The organism is Prolixibacteraceae bacterium (assembly GCA_019856515.1).
Classification (GTDB): domain Bacteria; phylum Bacteroidota; class Bacteroidia; order Bacteroidales; family Prolixibacteraceae; genus Halosquirtibacter; species Halosquirtibacter xylanolyticus.
On the sequence record CP082230.1, the window covers coordinates 2,864,083 to 2,888,655 of the forward strand.

Here is a 24,573-nt window from a genome sequence, read left to right on the forward strand (position 1 = left end):
CATCTTCAATTATTAAGCGCTTTACGTTTTCTCCCCTTAAATTTACACATTTTTTATTCTAATACTTTGGGAATCATACAAAAATTCCTACTTTTGCCGATCGAATAACTCTAGGTTGGTTTGTTATAAGTGCTCACTCATTTTGATGAGACACCTTCCAGAGTATTTAATTACAATTAACAAAAAGCTATGTACGCTATTGTAGAGATTGCTGGACAGCAATTCAAGGTTGAAAAAGACCAAAAAGTGTTCGTACACCGCTTAGGTGTTGAAGAAGGTGCTGATGTTGAATTTGACAAAGTACTTTTGATCGACAATGATGGCGATGTAAAAGTTGGTGCTCCTTCTGTAGAAGGTGCTAAAATTACTGCGAAAGTAGTAAGTCACCTTAAAGGAGACAAAGTGATCGTATTCAAAAAGAAACGCCGTAAGGGTTACAAGAAGAAGAACGGTCACCGTCAGTATTTAACTCAGATTGTAATTTCTGATATTGTAGCTTAATTTTTAAAAACATTAGATCATGGCACACAAAAAAGGTGTAGGTAGTTCTAAGAACGGCCGCGAGTCAGAAAGTAAACGTCTAGGTGTAAAAATCTTCGGTGGTCAAGCTTGTAAAGCTGGTAATATCATCGTTCGCCAACGTGGTACTGCTCATAACCCAGGTGAAAACGTAGGTATGGGTAAAGATCATACTCTATTTTCTCTTGTTGAAGGAACAGTTGTTTTCCGTAAAAAGAGAAATAACAGATCATACGTTTCAGTAGAGCCTCTTACTGCTGAGTAATTAATATCTCAGTAGATAGAATATGAATCTCCCGTTTTGTTACGCTTGTAATAATCCGGGAGATTTTTTTATTATTTTTGTAGACATAGCTCATAAGAGTGCCGTGAAAACACGGCTACCATATATATAGGGAGAGTTCCCAAACAAAATATTATAACAACAGATTATACGCTGACATATAACAATCTACTATGTTAAATCTTAAGTTTATCCAAGACAACCCACAACTAGTGGTTGAGCGTCTGAAAGTGAAAAACTTCGACGCAGAGAAAATCGTAGAGGAAATTCTAGAAATCTACAAACTTCGTAACCAATCCCAACAAGAGGTTGATGGGTATAAGTCGGAGATGAATCAACTTTCGAAGGAGATTGGAGACCTTTTCAAACAAGGAAAGGTGGAAGAAGCGAACCAAGCAAAACAAAAAACTGCCACCCTTAAAGAGAAAATCAAGGAAGCAGACACAACATTTGCTACCACTGATGAAAAACTTCAAGCACTACAAGTGCAACTTCCAAATCTTCCACACCCTTCTGTACCTACAGGTAAAAGTGATGAAGACAACGAAGTGATACGCGAAGTGGGACAGATCCCTAATCTAGGTGACAACGCTGTGCCACATTGGGATCTTGCTTCTAAATATGATTTGATTGACTTCGAATTAGGTGTTAAGATCACAGGTGCAGGTTTCCCTGTGTACAAAGGAAAAGGAGCACGCCTACAACGTGCATTGGTCAACTTCTTTTTAGATCAGGCACGCGAAGCTGGATATCTTGAAGTACAACCTCCATATCTAGTAAACGAAGCTTCAGGATTCGGTACAGGACAGTTACCAGATAAGGAAGGACAGATGTATCATGCCACTGCAGATAACCTTTACCTTATTCCAACAGCTGAGGTTCCTGTGACCAATATCTATCGTGACGTGATTCTTGACGCAAAGAACTTCCCTATCAAAAACACAGCATATAGTGCATGTTTCCGTCGCGAAGCAGGTTCTTATGGTAAGGATGTAAGAGGTTTGAATCGACTTCACCAATTTGACAAAGTAGAAGTTGTTCAAATCGCACACCCAAGCAAATCATATGAGATCCTTGATGAGATGGTAGCATATGTTGAATCGTTGGTTGCAAAACTAGAGTTACCTTACCGCGTTTTACGTCTATGTGGTGGTGACCTTAGCTTTACCTCTGCACTTACTTTCGACTTCGAAGTATGGAGTGCAGCTCAAGAGCGTTGGTTAGAAGTATCTTCTGTCTCTAACTTCGAATCATTTCAAGCAAATCGCCTGAAACTACGTTTCAAAGAAGAAGGAAACAAGAAGCCACAAATCGCACACACACTTAACGGTAGCGCACTTGCATTACCACGTATTGTTGCCTCTATTCTTGAGAACAACCAAACAGAAAACGGAATTAAAGTACCAGCTGTACTTGTGCCATATATGGGATGTGAGTTGATAGACTAAGATACAATCATCAAAAAATAAAAATAGGCTGCTCCAATTGGGCAGCCTATAACAATTTATATCACATTTAATCTTACTCTACTCGCTTTCCTTTTAAATGATCTCTCGATACTTAAAATGTAGATAAACAGTGTAAGCAAATACCTCTAAATAGAATATACCACCTATAGAAAGTATCGCATTTTCCTCATGAACAAGTAAAAACACCAAAGGACAAATGATCGTATAAGGAACCAATATTCCCAAAATTGAATATAATATTTTCACATCCGCTTTTCCCTTTGCATAAATAGCAATATTCATAGATACTAGAAACATAAAAAAATATGTACTATAACTATAAGCCAAAATATTTTGTGAATTATAATGACCGAATACCAACATTATAGAGCCAAACAAAATCATTGAGAGCTCCATCAACAGTGTAGGATTCTTCAACCTATACACGAAATGTTCTAAGTTCATATTTAACTATTTTTAATTATAATGACTAAATAGTCATTGAATGACCTAACAAAAAAGTCTATTACATTAGCAAAAAGTTGCTGCACCAACCAATGTTCCAGAAAATCCGCCCCAAAAACCTCCGACTGCAAAACCAACAATTCCACCAGCAAGAGTCCCTGCTCCAGGTATCCCAGATCCAATGGCAGCACCTCCTGCAAGAGATCCAGTCATACTTGATCCAATGACACCAACAGCACATTGAGCCCACTCACCCCACGCATCTCCTTTACTGTCCGTAAAATCATCTTGAACAGATAAAGAATCATAATGAGATCTTTGCCACTCTACAATAGCATTCATCAGTTCAACATGATTAACCAACAGCACCTTCTCTTCAAAAGGCAAATCTCCATTAATAACTTCATCTTTTACAAACTGCAAATAATTTTGGTATTCAAGAGCAGTCCAAAACCGCTTAGTATCTGAAATATCATCTAGATATTGTAAGCTGCTCTTACTAAGTGAAAAAATTCCTTCCCCATCCAATAGGTCTGGAGAAGATTTGGTTTTAACACTCTGTGCTTGAGGAAAAGACTCATATACAATTTGATTCACTTTCGCAGCATCTAAATTATCACCTGCTGTAATCTTATATTTATACACTTCCTCTAAAACATGAACAAACTTATCTCTAGAAGACCGATCTATCTCAATCTCTACCTTTTCTTCTATAGAGACTTCTGTTAGTTCTTCATTATCACAGCCAATATTAGCAAATAAAATAAAATAAAGTAAAACTTTTTCATAATTAAAATTTAAGATTGTAATTCAAATATAAACATTTATTCACATAAATAAAACATATTACAACTAAAACAAGCGGACAACTATCATTTTGTCACATAAATAGACACATACTTTCAATTAAACAATCCAATTTTACTCGAATTACACAATCCAACAATTTAACACTCTTAAATAAAAAAACAGTCATCTTCTCAGAAAATGACTGCTGACTGCTCTTACGTAGATATATATAAAATATCTATATCTCCAAGTAATCCAAGATATAATCGACTCGATTATCCACCGACATCTGAGGTATTTCTACCACATGATATCCTGACTCTTCATATGATCGAATAAGATGGTTGTGAAGACATATCGCTTCAGAGAACGGCTCTTTTCTTGCATTATCAGTTTCATAAATCTCCTTCCAGGGTGGTAAGATAAAAACAGTTTTATGATAATGATAAGCGTCAATATTATCTCTTATATCCTGCATATCTTCACAGCCAGTAAGATAGAGGTAACCTAGAATATCAGGAAGACCTCTGTCAAAAAAGGTAGGGTGATCACATGACTTATTGTAGAATATTTTCATCCGCTCCATACAAGCAAAAGAAAAACGATCCATATCAACCCATGGAACTAAATCACCCCCTATTTGCAACTGCTCTTCAATAATGGATCTTGAGGCCTCTGGAAAACATAAAAAGCCTTTCTTAGCCAACTCATATAATAGTGTCGATTTTCCTGTTCCAGGACCACCGGTAATAACAAACTTATTAATGCAACTCTTCATTACGCGTCGGTTTTAAAAAGTGCAAAACAATAAATTATTTACCAATAGATCAACCTTTAAAACCCATTTTATTACGAAAATATGTTCGAAAACAATATACCACACCGCCACTGGAGCTATAACCTTATTTTTATCATTAAATATGTGTTTATATCTCCTTCTTATTGCCCCCAAAATCAACATCATTTTACGACCAAAGAGCTTTATCCATAATAAAGTCCCATATGATATGAGCATTACAAAATGAGATAATTGAGTTACTACATCTATAAGAATCAGGCTACATTTCCATCAGAATTAGTAACTAAATAAACTATCTTATGAATTTATCACCAAAAGCTCTAATACTTATCCTATCAGTACTACTTCTTAACAGCTGTACTAAACCCAAAAGCCAAGTTCCTTATTGGCTTAATGATTACCAAGAAAGCTATCAACAGAGCCCTGTCGAAGCCAACAAGCAATGGTTTAAAGATGCAAAATTCGGGATGTTCATCCACCTAAATCTCGCAAGTCTATGTGAAAATGGTAGAGATGACTACTTTATATGGAAAAAAGGGAACGCATCTGATCAGTTATTAAAATACGTTGGAATAGATAGGACAACTTATGAATCTAGCAACAATAAAGACAGCTTGTTATTTCAGAAATACTCTCTTAAGAATTTTGATGCAGATAAGATTTGCCAACTGGCGAAAAAGGCAAAGATGAAATACATTACCTTTACAACACATCATCTTGGAGGTTGTTATAACTTCAACACCTCTCTTTCTGACCGCAATAGTTTAAATGCACCATGTAAAAAAGATCTTGTTCAAGAACTTTCTATAGCATGTAAAAAACACGGCATTGCTCTTTTCATGTATGTTCCTCCTCATATCTCACATACAAATAAGGAAGAGTACGAACACAACAAAAAATATCTAACAGAGCTTCTAACACAATATGGAGACATCGCTGGTATATGGTTTGACGGAATTGGAGGTTACTACAGAGATCCAAGTAAATACACCCACCTACATGAACTACACCAACTGGTTAAAGATCTGCAGCCACATGCCCTTGTTTCATTCAAAGAAGGAGCAGTTGGGGATGAAGATTTCATATCTCCTGAACACTTTATGCTTCCTTTCAATTACTCATGGGACAACCCTGGGATCACCAAAAGATTTAATATTAGACAGAAAAGATGGAATGGAAAACAGTCTAAATTATGGGATAAATTCAATGCTACCAAACTACGTGAAATCAATACTGTAATGTTAGAATGTGCAGGACGAGACGATACACATGCAGGAGGTGGATGGATCAATGATGATAGTGCAATACACTACACTGCTACGCAAGTCTATGGTTGGTTAAACTACTCAAGAGCCACTGGTTCCAATATGCTTATGAATATAGGAATCTGCAAAGATGGTTCAATCCACCCAGATGACACAAAGGCATTAGCACAAGTAGGTGAAATTATCGAAGCCAAAGGGTGGCCTGAAGTTCATAATGAACTATAAATCTCAAAAAGATTAAAAACCCGCAGTTCCTCCTTATGGAACACACATATGCAATATTATCTTCTTGATTTTAGCCTAAATCAAGAAGATAATACATACAGATCCTTCTATGTTGAAGGAAAAATAACCTATAAAACAGATAAAATGATTAACCGAAAACAATCAATCTTAGTAAAATAACTTATCCTATTCGAGATTAATATATCTTTAATATCATGTAAAGAAGAGCCTATTGAGAGAGTCGAACCCTTGGTTTGAACACCAACGCAAAAGCTGGGGATGGAGAGCTTCTCTATCTTCTTGGACATGGAATATTGAAAAGACAACCCCAATGACCGTTGAGATCTTTTCAGGATGTGAAAAGGTGGAGCTACTCTTAAATGGGAAGTCATTAGGTAAGAAAAATACCAATGACTCAACAAAACTCAGAGCTTATTGGACCGTTCCATATGAAAAAGGAGAAATAACCATAGAAGCTCGAGCAATAGATATTACAACCAATCCGAGCAACATCGCAAACTAACATATATTTCAATCATAAACACTTGAAGCCATTACACAACCGATCGGCTTCAAGTGTTTATGCATATTCTCGCCACAAAAAATACACCTTCAACAAGCAACAAGAGAAGAACAAAGAGCTTATAAACTTATTTAATGACCTCACTCCAGTAAAAGGAGATTTCTCGATCAATGAGAGTGGATACCATAGGGTAAACCTTTTAAACCATTGCATAATAATATGACCAAAATGAATCCATAAATATAAAATGCAGCCTCATAAACAATAACCAAGGCCAAAAATCGTAGTTATGTTGTTATCAATACATAATAATTAACAAACAATTACAAAATGAAGACAAACTTAATTATTGTTGGAATCTTATGCAGCACTATTCTGATGGGTGGTTGTAGCAAAAGTGACGACACTACAGAAACCGTAACAACAACGAATACAACATCAAAGAATGTTGGAGGAACATCAACCACTAAAGGAGATATGACCAAAACGAAATATTCCGTAAGTAATTTCATTGATCTAACCGCATCACTACCAATGGATGTTGAAATAACTTTTGTGGAAGAAAATAGAACAGAGGTTACCATCGAATGTGATGCAGCTATTGCGGATAAATATACGGTGAAGCAAAATGGTACATCAATAGATATTACAAAAAAAGATGGTGTAAAAGAGATTAAAACTAAAAACAAAACGACTGCACATATTACAGTAAAAACACTATCTGCAATCAAAGGATTAGGTGCATCTACAATTAAATTTAAGAACAAACTGAAAAGGGAAGATTTGACTTTAACACTAGATGAAGCAAGCTCTTTAACTGGAGATATCGAAATTAACATGTTCGTATTTGATGGGAAAGGTGCAAGTGATACAACAGTCAAAGGAGATAGTCGAAAAGTAACAACAACCCTTGATCAAGGGGCTGTATTGAACTTTAACGGAAATACCGAAATACTTAAATCAACACTATCTGGTGCCTCAACATTTTCGTTAAAAGGTTCGAGCAAAGCGCAGACATTCAATGCAACTTTAAAAGGAGCTTCTACATTCAATGCGATAGGTGTAATGACAACGGATGAGTTCACAGTAAAGGCTGATGGCTCCTCTACCGTTATGGCAGAAGATCTAGAGATTAAAAAACTTGATTGTATTTGTACTACCGGATCTTCGGTATACGTCGGGAAAACAACGGAAATAGAAACGAAAGTTACTGAAGCAAGTAAACTTAATTACAGAGGAGAACCAAAGTTCACAAAAAAAGAATCTGATATTACCAGCACCATCGAAAAATCATTATTATGATATAATCTAATACATCATATTTATTAGGTCATGAAACAGGGGAAACAACCATTGATTTGTTTCCCCTGCTCTTTTATAGTTGAAATAATCCTATTGTGCTACCACTAGAATCTACTCTCTTTCAATACCAAGGCAGTACGAGATGGAAGATAGATCTTGATGTGTCTTTTATTACCTTGATGCATATTAGGCATAGCATAATATGACATCTCCGTATCTACACGATTAAAACCACCATAGGCAATTGCATCGGTATGAAGGACTACATTATATTTAGCGCCCGTTACGGGTATCGAATATCCATCATATGAATTCTCATAATGGAAATTAAAGAGAAACAGGTAGCCTCCCCTACGATATACCAACACTTTATCTTTCTCATTACAGACCTCAGAAGAGATGTCCTCAGACCTCAGAAGTTGTGTCTCCTCAACCCAGTTTACCATATCTCGATCGAAATCACCTAACCAATGAAACTTAAGCTCTGTGTTATCCATCAGCTCCCACTGTCGTCTTGCATGATGATACGACCAATTATTACCTTCTCTTGGAAAATCGATCCACTCTGGATGACCAAATTCATTTCCCATAAAGTTAAGATAAGCACCTCCTGCAGTAGTAATGGTTGCCAAACGAATCATTTTATGCAGAGCTACACCTCTATCGACCTCCATAGAAGGTTGATCCTTGCGCATCGAATCATACATCGTCTTATCCAATAGTCGAAAAATAATCGTCTTATCTCCCACCATCGCTTGGTCGTGACTCTCCACATAAGAGACCACCTTCTCCTCCTCTCGGTGAGATGTCAATTGGTGAAATATTTCTCCCATAGACCAATCTGGATCCAACGTATCCTTTATCATACGAATCCAAAAATCAGGAACTCCCATCGCCATACGATAGTCAAACCCATAGCCACCTTCAGAAATTTTGCCTGCCAATCCTGGCAAACCACTCATCTCCTCTGCAATGGACAATGCATTCGGATGGATTGCTTTGACCAATTTGTTGGCCATGCGTAGATAAGCCAAAGCATCCCAATCCATTCCTCCATTATAATAGTCATTATATTCTGTAAAAGCTCTCTCTAATCCATGATCTTGATACAACATGCTGGTCACCCCATCAAAACGGAAACCGTCAAAACGAAACATCTCCATCCAATATTGAATATTAGACAACAAGAAGTGTACCACCTCCGACTTTGCGTAATCAAAACACATCGAATCCCAAGCAGGGTGTAATCCTCTATTGCCATCATGAAAGAACTGATATTGTGATCCATCATATTTTCCAAGTCCTTCCACCTCATTTTTTACAGCATGCGAATGAACCAAATCCATAATCACAGACATCCCCAAACCATGAGCTGTATCAATCAAACGGCGTAACGAATCGGGAGAACCAAAACGAGACGATGGCGCATAAAAATTTGACACATGATACCCAAAACTACCATAATAAGGGTGCTCTGGGATAGCCATCAACTGAACCACATTATAGCCTGCACGATGAATACGAGGTAAAACATTATCCGTAAAATAGTCATAACTATGCACCTTCTCCTCTGGTCCAGACATCCCGACATGTGCTTCATATATCAATGCCGGTTCATCTGTAGAAGGAGAGGTATGCTTCCACTCATAAGTTGTAGGTGGAATATATTTTGCACTAAATGCTAAAGTCTCTTCGTCTTGAACAACATACTGTGCCCAAGCAGGAATCCGCCTTCCAGCACCACCTTCCCACTCCATCCATAATGCATACAGTGCATCCTTAGGCAAAGAGTCCTGAGGTACTTGAATAATCCAGTTACCAGAGTTTGTAGCAGTAAACTCAAACGATGAAGTAGGAGTCCAATTATTTTTGTCACATAATAAGAAAATACGCTTCGCATTCGGGGCCCATTCTCTGATCACAAGGTGTGCATCAAAACGATGGATACCATAATAGTCGTAACCTCGAGCAAAAGATCGAATATCCATCCCATTCAGAAACACCTCTTCACGTGCATCACAATAAGCATTCATCTTATCGATCTCCGCTGCATAAGGAGCCAACCAAGGGTCCGACGTGACGAAATTACTATTTTTCATAACCATGATAATTTAATAGGTTTGGTGTCCTTTCATTCAAATCAAAAGTTCAATATACACATATTTCCATAGAGTTAACCCTATTCTTTTTCGAAAAAACAACGAAAACCACAAGAAATTAAGGCATACGAATACATTCTTTGGTATCGCCAATAAAAGATTAACCAATACGCCTTCAAATGAAATAGACCCAAACAATCCACCCTCTCCGGCAAATAAAGATCATGTACATCTATCCAAAAGATCTACAACTCCCCTTCCTGAAGTGCACGCAATAGATCCTCCGGAGTATCAATCCCCATACCCTTATGGTCCGTTGTTTCCACATGAATATGATAGTCATTCTCCAACCAACGCAACTGCTCTAAAGACTCACACTGCTCCAATTTCGACGGCGCTAGTTTTGTAATCTTTCTCAACACATCACTACGATAACCATACATCCCTATATGACCCCAAAAATCCACCTTCTCAGGCCACAGTGATCTGTCCACACCACGAACGAATGGGATAGGACTACGACTAAAATAGATGGCCCTTTGCAACGGTGAAAAGATCACCTTCACCTGATTCATATCTTCCACAGTAGAGATCTCATGAATAGGATTAGCTAGTGTGGCAATATCCACCCTCTCCGTCTCAAAAGAACGGATTAACTGCTCCACTTGTGAAGGCAAGATAAATGGTTCGTCTCCTTGAATATTAATGACCACATCAAAAGATGTCGACAATTTTGCCTCGATCAAATCCAACGCTTCCGCAATACGATCAGTTCCACTAGGATGGTCACTACGTGTCATCACCACGTTTCCTCCAAAGTTATCAACATGTTTATAAATACGATCATCATCGGTAGCAACCCACACTTGGTCACCTACTTGACTGGCTTTTTCTACTACTCTCTCAATCATACTTTTCCCATGAATATCAGCCAAAGGCTTTCCTGGAAAACGAGTCGACGCATATCGCGCTGGAATAATTATTATCGATTTCATACCCTATCTCTTTTAAACTTTTGCACTATGGTGAAGGAGCATCAATATCACACTGAAGCGATCATTAAAAGGTTTCAAACCAAAATAGGCATAAAAAAAACCTCCTTCTCCACTTTCACAAAGTTACAATAAATCAAACGCAAAAGTTTATCCCCATCAAAATCCCATCCCCACAAAAGAGATAAATTCATACCCCCAAATCCCCACAAAATATAACGGTAGCTTAATTCACAACGTCAGTACACACCCCCTTACACTTGTCGTAGGATGCAAAATATCTCCCCACAACAAAAAAACTGTTGTCTTCCATCAACTCCCTACTTAACTATGACTTTAAAGCTACCAACTTCGGACCTAATCCGTCCCTAACCTATCTTTAATCCGTCCTTAATCCGTCCTTTGTCCATGGTTTAGCCATGCTTCGTCCATGGTTTGTCCATCGATTTCGGGGGTTTCGATGGCTGAACCATGGATCAATGATGGACGAATCATGGACAAAGGACGGATTAAGGACGGATTAAAGATAGGTTAGGGACGGATTAGGTCAGGGAAAGGTAGCAGGGAAGTACGATTGATATAGGTAGGATATGGCTGTCGGCAAGTGATTGATGTTTCGTTGATCATTCGTTAATGATTGATTTACAACAGGGGTAATCAGGGTTGAATTTTGTTTGATAAGGGGTGGGGAAATAGTTTGCTTGAATGCTTTTTGCTTTAAAAGAAAGGTAGTGACATATTGTCATATAATCAAATAATACATTAACTTTGTTGTTGAATAGAGGAGATATATCATCTTATTCTTTTCTAGGTTTTTACAAGAAAAAAGAATTAATAAAGCAAAACAATAGTAGTTCGCAATATGGTGAATATTCAAGAAGTAAAACAACGTTTTAAACTGATTGGTAATTCTGTTGGATTGAACCGAGCCATTGAAGTTGCATTGCAAGTAGCTCCCACCGACCTCTCTGTGTTAATTACAGGGGAAAGTGGAACAGGGAAAGAGTCGTTTCCACAAATTATTCATAATTACTCTCATCGTAAACATGGTAAGTATATTGCGGTAAACTGTGGAGCCATTCCTGATGGGACTATTGACTCGGAGCTTTTTGGACATGAGAAGGGCTCTTTTACTGGGGCAGTAAATGATCGTAAAGGGTATTTTGAGGAGGTAAATAATGGAACCATATTCTTAGATGAAATTGGGGAGCTTCCATTGTCTACGCAGGTTCGATTGCTTCGTGTGTTAGAGACAGGTGAATTTATGCGCGTTGGGTCGTCTAAAGTCTACAAGACCGATGTTAGAGTGGTGGCAGCGACAAATGTTAATCTACCACAGGCCATTCAAGATGGAAAGTTTAGAGAGGATCTTTTTTATCGTCTCAATACGGTGCCAATCAAAGTGACACCATTGAGAGAGAGAGGAGATGATGTGCTGATGCTTTTCAGAAAGTTTGCCATCGACTTTGCAGATAAATATAATATGCCATCGATTAAGCTTCAAAGCGATGCGAAGGATCTGATGTTGAAATATGATTGGCCAGGTAATATTCGTCAGTTGAAGAATATAGCCGAACAGATCTCCATTATTGAGTCGGAGAGAGAAGTGAGTGTTCAGACGCTTTTGAAATACCTTCCTAAGGACACACAGGTTCTGAAATCCAATCTTCCTGCGATCTATAGTGGTGTAGATGAGAAGACGTTCAATTCGGAGAGGGAGATTTTATATCAGATTCTTTTTGATATGAAAAATGATATGAATGATCTGAAGAAGCTTGTTCATGATATTATGGATAAGAATCCTAGTTCACTCAATACCGAGGAGACCAAACAGTTTCTGAACAAGTTGCACAATGATCAAGAGATGAGTTTGACGCCTGCGGTTCCTGCCACGATTGCGACACCTAGAATAGAGGTAGAACCGAAAGAGTATCTCCATAGAGCTGGGGATATTGAAGATACAGAAGAGATTGTGGAAGAGTCATTATCTCTTGTAGATAAAGAGATCGAACTCATCAATAAAGCACTCAAGAAACATTCGGGGAAAAGAAAGCAAGCTGCGCAAGATTTAGGGATCTCTGAGCGTACATTATATCGTAAAATTAAAGAATACAATATATCATGAAACAACGCATTGCCATTATCATAGCGTGTGTCATCACATTTTCGCTGTATAGCAGTTGCAAGATTGGCTATTCATTTACTGGAGCATCTTTATCTCCGGAAGTGAAAACTTTTTTTGTGGATTACTTCGCGAACCGTGCAAGGATTGTCAATCCGAAACTTAGTCAAGAGTTCAATAACAAGATGAATGATAAATTCTCTAATGAACTAGGTTTGACTTCTCAACGTAACGGTGGAGACATTGAGTTTTCTGGACAAATTACTCGATACGAAACACGTCCATTAGGTATTGAGACGACAAGTGATGGTCGAGATATAGCAGGTCAAATGAGATTTACCATTGGTGTCCGTGTGAAATTTGTAAATAATATTGACCACGATAAGGATTTCAATCAAACATTCACAGCGTATGAAGATTATACGTCTAGTCAGAACTTCGCTTCTATCGAAGATGAGTATGTAGGTGTTATTTTAGATAAAATCATAACCGACATTTTTAATAAGTCGGCTGCCAATTGGTAAATCGATATTCGTATTATGAATCTCAAATTATTTCGTGATATTTTAGATCGTCCAGATCAAATTACAGAAGAGACTATAGGGATGCTAGAAGAGGTAGTAGAAGCTTATCCTTCATTTGCAACGGCACACCTTCTTTTGTGTAAAGCATATTATATGCATCATAGTTTGAAATTTGAGAAACAGAAAACAAGGTGTGCCATTCGAATGGAATTTAGAGAGAAGCTCAAAGATCTGCTGACGGCAGAGATAGAAACGTCGACAGAGGGTCTTGATAATGATGAATTGATGGCATTGATTGATCCACCATCCCAATATCAACTGGAAGGTAGTAATCAACATAACGTGCCATTTGAAAGTTTGGCAAAAGAACTTTTTGAGATACAGAACCATCGTAAGTCACATCGCCAAAACCAGGAAGTGTTGATTTCTTCGTTTGTCTCATCGTTTGAGAATAAAGTAAAACGACCAACGAGACGAAACATTGGGCTTCTAGAAGAGCAACCAGAGAAGGAATCAGAAGGGCTGATAAGTGAAACATTAGCAAAGATCTATATCAAACAAGGTCTTTATGTAGAGGCAATAGAAGCTTACGAGACATTAAGTTTGAAATATCCCAAAAAAAATGCTTATTTTGCTGAACGGATAGAAGAGATTAAAACGTTACATAAAAAACAATAGAAAATGTACAGTGCCCTTATTATTACTATGATAATTGTATCAGTGCTTCTTATTTTGATTGTATTGGTACAAAACCCTAAAGGAGGAGGTCTTTCGAACTCATTCTCTGGGTCGACTCAAATTATGAGTGTAAAGAATCAGAAGGATAGATTGTCAAAAACAACTTGGATTTTTGCAGGTGTTATCTTTTTCTTGTGTATTATTTCGTCATCAGTTCTTCCAAATAGAACTGCACAAAACGGAACTCGCATTAAAACAGAGAATATTCAAGATTTAAATACTGGTACAGGTATTGAGGTTCCTGAGTCAACAGCAACTCCTATGGAAGATGCGACAGCAACTCCAGATGCGGGTGACAACAACGAAGTGAAGTAATCACTTTTGCAGTCAAATGCAAACCGTATAGATAAAAGAAGGTTATCCCAGACATATGAGGGATAACCTTTTTTTATTAGGACATTGTGACAGTTTCATTAACGACCGTTTGACACAAAATATGACATATTGTTCCACAAATAATTTTGGCACAATATGTGATTAATGACATATTGGTTTTGAATAAAATAATAGTATCAATTCAATGATGAAATAAGTGATAAGTTATTTTGAATATAATCACTCATTTCATCATTCGATTGGTAAATAATCTCTCGACGTCCTGACGATAGAGGAAAAAGAGAGAAGATCGTTTCTAAAAAAACAAACTAAAATATAACGTAAAATGGCAGAACTTAAAGGTAAAATCTTGGCAGGAAAGATTCTTGTGGAGCCACAAGAAGCAGTTACACAGACAGCAGGTGGATTGTATATTCCTGATTCAGCGAAAGAGAAACCACAACAAGGAAAAGTTAGAATGGTTGGTGCTGCAAAAAAGGATGAACCGATGGAGATAGAGGTAGGAGATGTTGTTTCATATGGTAAATATGCTGGAACTGAATTAAACATCGACGGATTCGATTATCTATTGTTATCTCAAACTGATGTTCTTTACATTAGCTAATTGAGAGTACATCTATTTTTACGTATAAGAAAATATTAAATTATGGCTAAGGAAATTAAATTCGATATAGAAGCACGCGATCTACTAAAACAAGGTGTAGATCAATTAGCAAATGCAGTTAAAGTTACTTTAGGACCTAAAGGTCGTAACGTAATTATTGATCGTAAATTCGGTGCACCACACGTAACTAAAGATGGTGTTACTGTTGCTAGAGAAGTGGAGCTAGAAGATTCATTTGCAAACATGGGAGCACAGCTTCTTAAGGAGGTAGCATCAAAAACTGCAGATGATGCGGGTGATGGTACTACTACTGCAACTGTATTAGCTCAATCTATCATCAATGTAGGATTGAAAAACGTTACAGCTGGAGCTAACCCAATGGACCTTAAAAGAGGTATTGATAAGGCAGTAAAAGCGGTAGTTAAAAATATCGAGTCTCAAGCACAAAATGTTGGAGATGACTATAATAAAATCGAGCAAGTAGCTAGTATCTCAGCAAACAATGATAACACTATCGGACAACTTATTGCAAATGCAATGGAGAAAGTTCAAAAAGAGGGTGTGATTACTGTTGAAGAGGCAAAGGGTACGGACACTTATGTTGATGTTGTAGAAGGAATGCAATTCGACCGTGGTTATATATCTCCATACTTCATTACGAATACAGAGAAGATGAATGCGGAATTGGAAAATCCTTTTATCTTAATCCACGACAAGAAGATTGCGAACATGAAAGATCTTGTTCCAATTCTTGAGGCTTCTCACCAAGCAGGACGTCCACTTTTGATTATCGCTGAAGATATCGAAGGAGAGGCACTTGCAACATTGGTTGTAAACCGTCTACGTGCAGGATTGAAAGTTTGTGCTGTGAAAGCTCCAGGTTTCGGTGATCGCCGTAAGGAGATGCTTGAAGATCTTGCTGTACTTACAGGAGGAACGGTAGTAAGCGACGAAAAAGGAATGAAGCTAGATCAGGTGAACCTACAGATGCTAGGACAAGCTGAGAAAGTAACTGTTGATAAAGAGAATACAACTGTTGTTAACGGTGCTGGTGCAAAAGAAGCGATTGAAGGTCGTGTGGCACAAATCCGTGCACAAATGGAAGTGTCTACTTCAGATTACGACAAAGAGAAGTTACAAGAACGTCTTGCTAAATTAGCAGGTGGTGTGGCTGTTCTTTATGTTGGAGCGGCTTCTGAGGTTGAGATGAAAGAGAAGAAAGACCGTGTGGATGATGCACTTTCTGCTACACGTGCTGCTGTAGAAGAAGGAATCGTTCCTGGTGGTGGTGTTGCTTACATTCGTTCTATATCGTCTCTTGACAGTATCGAAGGCGAAAATGAAGATGAGCAGACTGGTATCGAGATTATTCGTAAGGCCATTGAGTCTCCTCTACGCACAATGGTATCAAACGCAGGTCTTGAAGGCGCTGTGATCGTTCAAAAGATCCAAGAAGGAGAGAATGATTTCGGTTACAACGCTCGTACTGGACAGTATGAAAACCTTCTTGCCGCTGGTGTTATTGATCCAGCTAAAGTAACTCGTGTTGCTCTTGAGAACGCTGCATCTATCGCAGGAATGTTCTTGACAACGGAGTGTGTACTTGTTGAAGAGAAAACAGAAGATCCAATGCCAGCTGGTGCCCCAGGAATGGGTGGTATGCCAGGAATGATGTAATACCAATGCTATAATTAAATGAGTGTAACATTGGCATGTTATCTTGATTTATACATTGTTTTTAGATGTAGCTAGAGGTAAAGTTATCCTTGCATATCTTGCCTTATCGAAACAAGATATATTTGGAATGTCATCGCTTGTATAAGAAGTAGAAATGGTATAAGAAGATCTTATGTTATAGATATTTCAAAGGTTTGTGGATCTCGATTCACAAACCTTTTTTTGTCTCTTTACTTCTCTACCTTTCACCATACTCTTTCCTTGAAATTCATACGACCACAATAGAAACCCATGAATTTATCATAATGTCACATGAAATATCATAGGACATCGATGCTATTTTTCTTTTTTGCTAATATGACCTGTTAAAAAGAAAACTACTAGATATCAACAGAATATACCATTGTCATAGTCATACTATAATTTGTTGCCTTAGGACAACCATCTTACAGCATCACATAATCCAACACACTTATTTTATTTATTTAACATTTTTACCTTAGTTTGCAATCTGCTAAAATCAGAAAGAGTAAGAGTGAATTAGCCTTTAAGACGGGGAAACAGAGTTACAAGTCTGTTATTAATAAGTAATTAAGGAGAAAAGGATGAAAGAGTTAAAGTTAGTTATTGCCATGGCAATAATCCTATGTAGTTGTTCAAAGATAAAGAAGGAACAATTCACACAGGAAATTCTAAAAGATGGGAAGATAGAGACAAAAACAATAGACATTGATTTTGTCACTAAAGATGGAGCGATATCATCTCCTCATTTACGAAGTATACACTGTACAAATTTAGAGTCACTATCATTCCCAGGTAATAAACTGAAGAATGTAGTAAAACATGAGAAGACACTTCCTTACGATCTATTATCAAAAGATGTTAAGAAAGGGAGTCCAACTTATTACACAATATTTACAGCATACCACTTTATTAAAGCATCAGAGTACTATACTAGTTTGATGTCAGAATATATCACTCCAGAGATTAAAGAATCGGATAAGGATATTATTGTGAGTATTGCGGATTACATGCCAATGGCAAACAACAATAGCCGTTTTATTTTTTCTACTAAAGCGGCCATCAATCCATCCTCAGTATATCATAAAGTAGGACACCGGTATGAGCAATTCATCAAGACGAAAACGAATATCGTATATAAAGAGAATCGTTATATTGGAATCGGTTTTATGGAGTATTTTACCACTTCACTTAATCAGTCGCCTAAAATATTTGAAGGAGTATTACCTGAGGCATTGAGTAGAGATGTATCAAAACCCGTAACACTACCTATTGATATGGATCAAAATAGTCTGTACAAAGGAATCATGATAATGAAAGAGTCTTATATTGATGTTTACAATCAAGAGGGATCTGCAATGCGTCAATATATTGATATTGTTCTTCAGTCAGAAAACATCCTAAAGAATCGTTACGACTCCAATCTTGCAGCTCTATATATAACCTATCCTCTATGGAAGATTAGAGAGACTATTGGAGCAGAGAAGACAGATAGATTAGTTATGCATGCATGGACTATTCTTGGAAATGAAGGACGTAAGAACAGTTCATTCTATACCCCTAACAATGGAGAAGAGGTAAGTGAGAAAGTATGTTGGTACACTGTACTCCATGCATTACTAACTGCAGATCAACAAGACTTTAAAGGGGAAAACAACAAGCTTATCCGAGATATTTTTGCTAGTGTAAAATATCCTGTAGACAGAGTATCTAATTAAATTGCATCTTCCATAATTAAATGAGAATTTGTACTATATATTAGAAGGACAAAAGAACTTAAGCATAATAGTTCTTTTGTCCTTTTTTAACGTAACAATAGTTAGAACTTAACCTAAAAAGGGAAATTATTTATTTATTTTTTGCTAACTTAATAGTATGATTTTTAGTTGAAGATCATACGCAATATTGGAACGCAAAAAATTATTACTATGAATACTTTTTCCCCCGAAGTAGCATACTTAACAGTTATTATCCCTGTATACAATGAAGAGGAGAGCCTCCCACGGGTTTTTAATGAAGTAACACAGTTCATTAATTACCCTGATAAAAGAGTGGAAATATTATTTGTTAATGATGGATCCACTGATAACAGCCAAGAGATTATTAAGGAGATATGTACCCAATCTTCTCCATTCCACTTTATTGAGCTACAGAATAACAGTGGTTTAAGTGCAGCCCTAAAAGCAGGTATTGACTTCTGCAGCAGTCCATTTATTGGTTATATAGATGCAGATCTACAAACTTCTCCAATGGAGTTTATGGAGCTGATGAGATACTGTGAATCATACGAAATGGTTACTGGTATTAGGCAAAATAGGAAAGATTCGTCAACCAAAGTAATCTCGTCAAGAGTGGCCAATACCATGAGAAAGTGGATCACTAATGACGGAGTATCTGACACAGGTTGTCCTTTAAAAATTCTTCAGAGACAAACAGCAAAGAGAATCCCATTCTTTAAAGGAATGCATCGGTTTTTAGCAGCACTTGTACTCTTACAAAAGGGTCGGGTGAAGGAAGTTCCTGTAACGCATTACGAAAGAATTGAGGGAGAAGCAAAGTATCATTTCTGGAATCGATTACTTGGACCTTTCACTGATCTAATAGCTTTTGCTTGGATCAAGAGAAGGTATATCAACTATAAAATTAAATCGAGTGACTTAACTCTAGTTAAAAACTAGCAATGTTTAAATTCCTATACGATATGATACACCAAGATCAGTGGTATGTGTTTGCCATTGGTCTCTTAGGAAATATACTTTTTTCCTCAAGGCTACTAATACAGTGGTTTTTATCCGAAAAAAGTGGGAAATCAGAATCTCCTCTATTATTTTGGCAGATAAGTCTTTTGGCCTCATTCACCTTTCTTATTTATGGGATATTACGTAAAGACCTAGCTATTGTAATGGGTCAACTAATGGTCTACTTTATTTATATTAGAAATATACAACTACATAATAAATGGAAGGTGCTTCCACATGCAATAAGGATTCTTTGTATAATCTCTCCATTCCTAGTAATTCTGTATGTCTCGTGGTTTAAACAAGGCCTATTCAGCAATATAATCTCTAATGATAGCATCCCACTACAACTACTTCTTTGGGGGTCATTAGGTCAATTTATTTTTGTCTTCCGTTTCTTCTATCAATGGATTGTATCCGAAGAGGAAGGCAAATCGGTACTTCCTCTTGGTTTTTGGGTTATTAGCCTTTGTGGATCTTTGATTATTATATCCTATGCTATTTTTCGACATGACTTTAATCTGCTTCTAGGACAAATCTCGGGTGCATTCGTATATAGCCGAAATATTATTATCCACTTAAAAGGTAAAGGGCTATTCCAAAAGTAACACTACTTCTAAAATAATTCAAACAAGCGCTACAATATTGAACATAAGCAATGCAGGTTATCTTTTAATTTTAATGAACATGGCCAGATGTCATTACTTATCGCCTAACAAATGGGCTGCTATTCTTGGGAATATAGCATTATGATAATATTTATATTGAAAACATTTTATTTCATATTATGTTTACAATTATTTTTAATATTTTTAACACCTAAAATCAACTGTCTATCCCCACAAGTTCAATACTAATCACTTCAATAATGAATAGACTTTATACTTTTATTTTATTAATGCTTACTTGTACAATGGGTAGTTATGCACAAGTAGGCTATTTATCTGCTCATCGAAAAAAAGGAGCAGAGATGGAATTAAGCAACATGCCCAAAATCGATGTTAAACAGAGTAACAACAAAACAAAAGTTAATATTGATTTATCTGCTTGTAAATATTTCCATAAAAAGTTCAATAATAACAAGGAATGGGTATTTCTTCAAATTAAAGACTTTGGATATATCCACCATGCTGGTGCTCCTGCTGTTCCAACAAAACAGTTTCTACATGAAGTGAAAGATGAATATAAGCTTGAAGTAGAAAAAGGAGATTTCATTGTTCACAATAATATCATGGTTCATCCGATGAAAGCAGATGATATAGATACAGAAGGAGTTCCTAATGTACCATATGATATTGATGAGGCGATCTACAGTAAAAATGAGTTCTATCCTAAGGGTGTTATCGAAATACATAACGTTCAAAAGGCTAGTGGAAAGACTTATGTCACAGTAAGGATTAATCCTATCCAGTATAATCCCGTAACAAAAGAGTTACGTATTTATAGTAACCTTTCCTACACATTGAAAGGTGTAGAGAATGGTATCAATCGAAAGATGAAGGATCTATATGCAAATCAGATCCCAAGCTATTTAATTGTTACCACCAATAAATATCGAGCGGCTGCAAACGAATTAGCATCATGGAAAGCACTACAAGGCTTTAACACGGAAGTAGTTTCTCGTGATTCATGGGAGGCAAAAGACGTAAAAAAGACCATCCACGATAAATATAATAATCTACCGAACCACTTACAGTATTTTCTTATTATTGGAGACCACGAAGATGTGCCTGGAGAGCTTTATAATAAAAAATCAAATGGTAAGACAACAGTATATGCATCCGATTTGTATTATGCCTGTCTAGATGGGAAAAGTGATTATACTTCAGATATTGCGCACGGAAGAATATCTTGTAAGAATGCCAATGAAGCAAATACAATTGTTCAGAAGGTTATCAATTATGAGAAAAGTCCTGTAGAGAACCCTGATTTCTATAGAACAGCATTGTGTTGTGCTCAGTTTCAAGATGTGGCAAATAAAGAGGAGCCTGATGGAGAAGCAGCACGTCGATTCTGTCAAACAAGTGAAGAGGTAAGAAATTATCTAGTCGATGAGCAAGGTTATCAAGTTAATCGAGTTTATTATACAGACCCAGCCAATGAACCAATGAGATGGAATAATGGATCTTTTGGAGATGGCTCACCAATACCAGTGGAACTCAGAAGAGCTAGTGGTTTTAACTGGGATGGGGATGCAGCTGATATTAAGAGAGAAATAGAAGAGGGTAAATTCTTTGTACTACACCGAGACCATGGATACTCAGGTGGTAGTGGTTGGGCACATCCACGTTTTGTAACAAGAGATATTGATAAGTTGGAAAACGGAAATCTTTTACCTGTCGTTTTCTCGATGAATTGTCACACTGGTGAGTTTAAGCTTAATGAATGTTTCGCAGAAAAGTTCGTTAAGAATCCAAATGGTGGTGCTATTGGTGTGATTGCAGCTTCAAACTTCAGCTATAGTGGGTATAATGATGCGCTAACATGTGGTATGATCGATGCATTGTGGAATAACCCAGGGTTAATACCTGTTTTCGGTTATGCTAAAAGAATTGTTCAAAAACCAGGACACCTTGATCGTGTAGAGCGAATGGGTGATATACTTAATCAAGGGCTTCTAAGGATGCAAGAGACTTACTATAGTGGAGGAGAAAGTGACATTTACACCCATCGTCTTTTCCACTATTTTGGAGATCCAACGATGAAGATGTGGACTGCGGCTCCTACTGATATTACTGCAACTATCCCAAATCAAGTTAACCTTAATAGCAAGTCGTTGTCTATCCGAAATATTTCAGATGGAAGCATGACCATATCGTTAGTGCAGAATGGAAAGATTATTGCATATAAGAAGAAAGCTGTTGCTAAGAAGGATATTAATTTAGAAATCGAAAATATTTCACCTCAGTACCCTTTATACCTTGGAATCTTTGGGACGAATAAGAAGCCAATCATTAAAGAGATTGTTATCAGTGGTAATACACACAAACCTGTTGCAGACTTTACTTATATCAAAAGTTATAACTCGATTCAGGATGACAATACTCCGATTGTATTTACTTTCGATAATTTATCTACATATATCCCAAAATCATATAAATGGAGTTTTTCACCCAATAATATTAAATTTATTGATGATGACTCGAATATATCAAAGAATCCTAAAGTTCAATTTACGAAGGCAGGTTCTTATACTGTTTCATTAACGGCAAAGAACAGCAATGGAGAAGGTTCGAAAACCATAGATACTCCGATTAAAATTGAATCGGTGAAGGCGTGTACCGTTCCGAAAATTAAGAACAATTACTATAAAATAATCAATTTCAAGATAGCTAATATTGATGTTACGAGTCCTAACAACTATGAAGTCGCTGGCTATCTATCTCATATTGATAAAGGGGTGGCGATATTGAAAAAAGGAATAAGAACCCCATTCACCCTCTCCATATCAGGAAGTAGCTGTAACTATCATATCTATGTCGATCTCAACAATGATGGTAAATTTACTAATGACGAAAAACTATATGAAACCAAGGAAGGTAAAGGGGTAAAAGACAAGTCCCTACGTGGTAATATTACCATTCCTGAAAATATCTCGACAAAATATTGTAATACTCCTTTAAGGTTGAGAATCTCTCAGTTTACTTATTGGGCATCACCATCACCTACAGAAGATAAAAGCAGTGGGCAAACTCATGATTATGCAGTAGTAATTAGAGACGGAGAAGCCACTCCAATGATCACTTCGGTGTCAAGTACACCAGAAAAAGTGACTGTTAATTGTGATATTAAGAACGGATACGACATTGAACGAAAAGGTATTGTTTACTCTACAACAAAAGCATTTAACGAATCAGAGAGAGTGGATAGCGATGCTAAAACATCTCAATATCACTTTGATTTCACCAAACTTAGAGAGGCAACTACTTATTACTTTAAATCATATTGTGTAGGGCCTGATGGAACAAGTTATAGTAATGTAAAAGAGACAACCACTTTCTATAAACGACCTATAGCAAATCCATCCAAGCTAACTGGACGAGCAGAGAGTGCTTTTGCAATTCGTCTGAAATGGAATAAACCAACGTCTTCTTGTCAAAAACTATGGGTAGTTGGTAGCTCTAAAGGAGAAGATGCGATCAATCTTCCTTCTCCATCTTCAGATCAAAAAGAGTATGAAGTATGTAGAGTTATAGAAGGAAATACAAAAGAGGTGTTATTTACGAACCTTAATGCCGATACTTCTTATGACTTTAAGATTTATGCATGCAATAATACGGGGACCAATAAACGTTTTAATACAACTAAGGTCCCGCATCTCAGTTTAATGACTCCAGATAATAGCGAATACCCATTAATGCTATATCCATTAGGAACCTCAAATATGATAGAGGGGGTTACATTCAATTCGATTAAGAATAACAACCCTAGAGAAAATACTGGAGGTAATTTTCATATCTTCAATGATCTGAGAACTAATGTTGAAATTGGAAACAAGTATCCATTAGAAGTTCAGGTAAATAAAGAATTTGGTAAGAAATATTTTGCTAAAGGATGGTTTGATTGGAATCACAACCTTCAATTTGAGAATGATGAAGAAGTTGCATTACAAGAGAAATCTAGCAAGATATATATTGCAGATGTAGAAATTCCAGCACATGCTAAAGTTGGTGAAACTGTTTTTAGAGTGGTATACTCATCTACTGATAGTGAAAGTCAACTAAGCCCGACAGGACTTATTGTGGATAAGAAAGGAATGACAGAAGAGTACCCTATTACAATTAAAGAAGGGGTAATACATACATCTAACAAAGATGGAATAAAGAAAATGGGTGCATCTGCATTTCCTAACCCTGTCGAGAAAGAGATGACACTAACAGTCAAAATGGAGTTAAGTACAGATGCTTCATATATGATATATGACACAAATGGTAAATGTGTAATGCAAAATAAAATTACAGAGAGTACAACCTTAATTCAGATGAACCTTATAACAGGTATCTATACACTCGTTCTCATAAACAATGGAGAGCGTGGTTCTAAGAAGATCATTGTTAAATAAGACAATATAGGTAAAAAAACAGAGGGAGTAATTCATTCAAGA

General features: G+C 36.8%; 21 protein-coding genes. 16 read left to right on the forward strand and 5 right to left on the reverse strand.

Translation table 11 applies throughout. The annotated features are described in order from the left end of the window. Positions 1-189 precede the first annotated feature (189 nt). The 3 genes from rplU (at position 190) to serS (ending at position 2,250) form a co-directional block, all read left to right on the forward strand. Positions 190-501, forward strand: a complete 312-nt coding sequence (gene rplU / locus K5X82_10315) for a 50S ribosomal protein L21 (protein QZT35711.1) — start codon at positions 190-192, stop codon at positions 499-501. 19 nt (positions 502-520) lie between these two features. Beyond that, positions 521-784: a 50S ribosomal protein L27 gene (gene rpmA, locus K5X82_10320; protein ID QZT35712.1), complete on the forward strand. Its 264-nt coding sequence runs from the start codon at positions 521-523 to the stop codon at positions 782-784. 191 nt (positions 785-975) lie between these two features. Further along, positions 976-2,250: a serine--tRNA ligase gene (gene serS, locus K5X82_10325; GenBank protein ID QZT35713.1), complete on the forward strand. Its 1,275-nt coding sequence runs from the start codon at positions 976-978 to the stop codon at positions 2,248-2,250. 93 nt (positions 2,251-2,343) lie between these two features. On the opposite strand, the gene K5X82_10330 is transcribed toward serS, so the two are convergent. The 3 genes from K5X82_10330 to K5X82_10340 form a co-directional block, all read right to left on the reverse strand. After that, positions 2,344-2,715: a hypothetical protein gene (locus K5X82_10330; GenBank protein ID QZT35714.1), complete on the reverse strand. Its 372-nt coding sequence runs from the start codon at positions 2,713-2,715 to the stop codon at positions 2,344-2,346. 66 nt (positions 2,716-2,781) lie between these two features. Next, a complete protein-coding gene (locus K5X82_10335) occupies positions 2,782-3,360 on the reverse strand; it encodes a hypothetical protein (GenBank protein QZT35715.1) in 579 nt (192 codons plus the stop codon). Positions 3,361-3,742: 382 nt separating this feature from the next. Then, positions 3,743-4,282, reverse strand: coding sequence for an AAA family ATPase (locus tag K5X82_10340; GenBank protein ID QZT35716.1), 540 nt, complete (start codon positions 4,280-4,282; stop codon positions 3,743-3,745). Positions 4,283-4,602: 320 nt separating this feature from the next. Between K5X82_10340 and K5X82_10345 the strand changes: the two genes are divergently transcribed. The 3 genes from K5X82_10345 to K5X82_10355 all read left to right on the forward strand — a co-directional run bounded on the left by K5X82_10345 (position 4,603) and on the right by K5X82_10355 (position 7,618). Further along, positions 4,603-5,793 (forward strand): alpha-L-fucosidase, encoded by a 1,191-nt coding sequence (locus K5X82_10345; protein ID QZT35717.1) that lies wholly within the window; start codon positions 4,603-4,605, stop codon positions 5,791-5,793. Between the two features lie 232 nt (positions 5,794-6,025). Then, positions 6,026-6,316 carry a DUF4982 domain-containing protein gene (locus K5X82_10350; protein QZT35718.1) on the forward strand — a complete coding sequence of 97 codons (291 nt, stop codon included), beginning with the start codon at positions 6,026-6,028 and terminating at the stop codon, positions 6,314-6,316. Between the two features lie 330 nt (positions 6,317-6,646). Beyond that, positions 6,647-7,618, forward strand: a complete 972-nt coding sequence (locus tag K5X82_10355) for a DUF2807 domain-containing protein (GenBank protein QZT35719.1) — start codon at positions 6,647-6,649, stop codon at positions 7,616-7,618. A 104-nt stretch (positions 7,619-7,722) separates the two neighbouring features. Here the strand turns inward: K5X82_10355 and K5X82_10360 are convergent, their stop codons facing one another. Then, complete coding sequence (locus K5X82_10360) at positions 7,723-9,717, reverse strand: alpha amylase C-terminal domain-containing protein (GenBank protein QZT35720.1); 1,995 nt, start codon at positions 9,715-9,717, stop codon at positions 7,723-7,725. A 245-nt stretch (positions 9,718-9,962) separates the two neighbouring features. Further along, positions 9,963-10,712, reverse strand: a complete 750-nt coding sequence (gene kdsB, locus K5X82_10365) for a 3-deoxy-manno-octulosonate cytidylyltransferase (GenBank protein QZT35721.1) — start codon at positions 10,710-10,712, stop codon at positions 9,963-9,965. An 859-nt stretch (positions 10,713-11,571) separates the two neighbouring features. Here kdsB and K5X82_10370 point away from each other — a divergent pair. From K5X82_10370 to K5X82_10415, 10 genes are all read left to right on the forward strand, one after another. Next, positions 11,572-12,834, forward strand: a complete 1,263-nt coding sequence (locus K5X82_10370; protein ID QZT35722.1) for a sigma-54 dependent transcriptional regulator — start codon at positions 11,572-11,574, stop codon at positions 12,832-12,834. Next, positions 12,831-13,355 (forward strand): hypothetical protein, encoded by a 525-nt coding sequence (locus tag K5X82_10375; protein ID QZT35723.1) that lies wholly within the window; start codon positions 12,831-12,833, stop codon positions 13,353-13,355. Before K5X82_10370 ends, K5X82_10375 begins: the two co-directional genes overlap by 4 nt. A 15-nt stretch (positions 13,356-13,370) precedes the next feature. Beyond that, a complete protein-coding gene (locus K5X82_10380) occupies positions 13,371-14,033 on the forward strand; it encodes a hypothetical protein (GenBank protein QZT35724.1) in 663 nt (220 codons plus the stop codon). A gap of 27 nt (positions 14,034-14,060) precedes the next feature. Beyond that, positions 14,061-14,408 carry a preprotein translocase subunit SecG gene (gene secG, locus K5X82_10385; GenBank protein QZT35725.1) on the forward strand — a complete coding sequence of 116 codons (348 nt, stop codon included), beginning with the start codon at positions 14,061-14,063 and terminating at the stop codon, positions 14,406-14,408. A 346-nt stretch (positions 14,409-14,754) separates the two neighbouring features. Then, on the forward strand, positions 14,755-15,033 hold the full coding sequence (locus K5X82_10390) for a co-chaperone GroES (GenBank protein QZT35726.1): 279 nt from the start codon (positions 14,755-14,757) through the stop codon (positions 15,031-15,033). A gap of 39 nt (positions 15,034-15,072) precedes the next feature. Next, on the forward strand, positions 15,073-16,710 hold the full coding sequence (gene groL, locus K5X82_10395) for a chaperonin GroEL (protein QZT39118.1): 1,638 nt from the start codon (positions 15,073-15,075) through the stop codon (positions 16,708-16,710). A gap of 605 nt (positions 16,711-17,315) precedes the next feature. Continuing rightward, positions 17,316-18,449, forward strand: coding sequence for a hypothetical protein (locus K5X82_10400; protein ID QZT35727.1), 1,134 nt, complete (start codon positions 17,316-17,318; stop codon positions 18,447-18,449). Positions 18,450-18,659: 210 nt separating this feature from the next. After that, a complete protein-coding gene (locus K5X82_10405; protein QZT35728.1) occupies positions 18,660-19,409 on the forward strand; it encodes a glycosyltransferase in 750 nt (249 codons plus the stop codon). A 23-nt stretch (positions 19,410-19,432) separates the two neighbouring features. Continuing rightward, the gene (locus K5X82_10410; protein ID QZT35729.1) at positions 19,433-20,077 is read left to right on the forward strand and encodes a lipid-A-disaccharide synthase N-terminal domain-containing protein; all 645 of its coding nucleotides are present in this window, start codon (positions 19,433-19,435) and stop codon (positions 20,075-20,077) included. Positions 20,078-20,337: 260 nt separating this feature from the next. Beyond that, entirely contained in the window at positions 20,338-24,531 is a 4,194-nt protein-coding gene (locus tag K5X82_10415; GenBank protein QZT35730.1) for a T9SS type A sorting domain-containing protein, read from the forward strand. Positions 24,532-24,573: the final 42 nt, after the last annotated feature.

Bases quoted from the DNA above. Each gene is read 5' to 3' on its own strand.
- rplU (QZT35711.1), top strand. From the start codon at position 190: ATGTACGCTATTGTAGAGATTGCTGGACAGCAATTCAAGGTTGAAAAA.
- rpmA (QZT35712.1), top strand. From the start codon at position 521: ATGGCACACAAAAAAGGTGTAGGTAGTTCTAAGAACGGCCGCGAGTCA.
- serS (QZT35713.1), top strand. From the start codon at position 976: ATGTTAAATCTTAAGTTTATCCAAGACAACCCACAACTAGTGGTTGAG.
- K5X82_10330 (QZT35714.1), bottom strand. From the start codon at position 2,715: ATGAACTTAGAACATTTCGTGTATAGGTTGAAGAATCCTACACTGTTG.
- K5X82_10340 (QZT35716.1), bottom strand. From the start codon at position 4,282: ATGAAGAGTTGCATTAATAAGTTTGTTATTACCGGTGGTCCTGGAACA.
- K5X82_10345 (QZT35717.1), top strand. From the start codon at position 4,603: ATGAATTTATCACCAAAAGCTCTAATACTTATCCTATCAGTACTACTT.
- K5X82_10355 (QZT35719.1), top strand. From the start codon at position 6,647: ATGAAGACAAACTTAATTATTGTTGGAATCTTATGCAGCACTATTCTG.
- K5X82_10360 (QZT35720.1), bottom strand. From the start codon at position 9,717: ATGAAAAATAGTAATTTCGTCACGTCGGACCCTTGGTTGGCTCCTTAT.
- kdsB (QZT35721.1), bottom strand. From the start codon at position 10,712: ATGAAATCGATAATAATTATTCCAGCGCGATATGCGTCGACTCGTTTT.
- K5X82_10370 (QZT35722.1), top strand. From the start codon at position 11,572: ATGGTGAATATTCAAGAAGTAAAACAACGTTTTAAACTGATTGGTAAT.
- K5X82_10375 (QZT35723.1), top strand. From the start codon at position 12,831: ATGAAACAACGCATTGCCATTATCATAGCGTGTGTCATCACATTTTCG.
- K5X82_10380 (QZT35724.1), top strand. From the start codon at position 13,371: ATGAATCTCAAATTATTTCGTGATATTTTAGATCGTCCAGATCAAATT.
- secG (QZT35725.1), top strand. From the start codon at position 14,061: ATGATAATTGTATCAGTGCTTCTTATTTTGATTGTATTGGTACAAAAC.
- K5X82_10390 (QZT35726.1), top strand. From the start codon at position 14,755: ATGGCAGAACTTAAAGGTAAAATCTTGGCAGGAAAGATTCTTGTGGAG.
- K5X82_10400 (QZT35727.1), top strand. From the start codon at position 17,316: ATGAAAGAGTTAAAGTTAGTTATTGCCATGGCAATAATCCTATGTAGT.
- K5X82_10405 (QZT35728.1), top strand. From the start codon at position 18,660: ATGAATACTTTTTCCCCCGAAGTAGCATACTTAACAGTTATTATCCCT.
- K5X82_10410 (QZT35729.1), top strand. From the start codon at position 19,433: ATGATACACCAAGATCAGTGGTATGTGTTTGCCATTGGTCTCTTAGGA.
- K5X82_10415 (QZT35730.1), top strand. From the start codon at position 20,338: ATGAATAGACTTTATACTTTTATTTTATTAATGCTTACTTGTACAATG.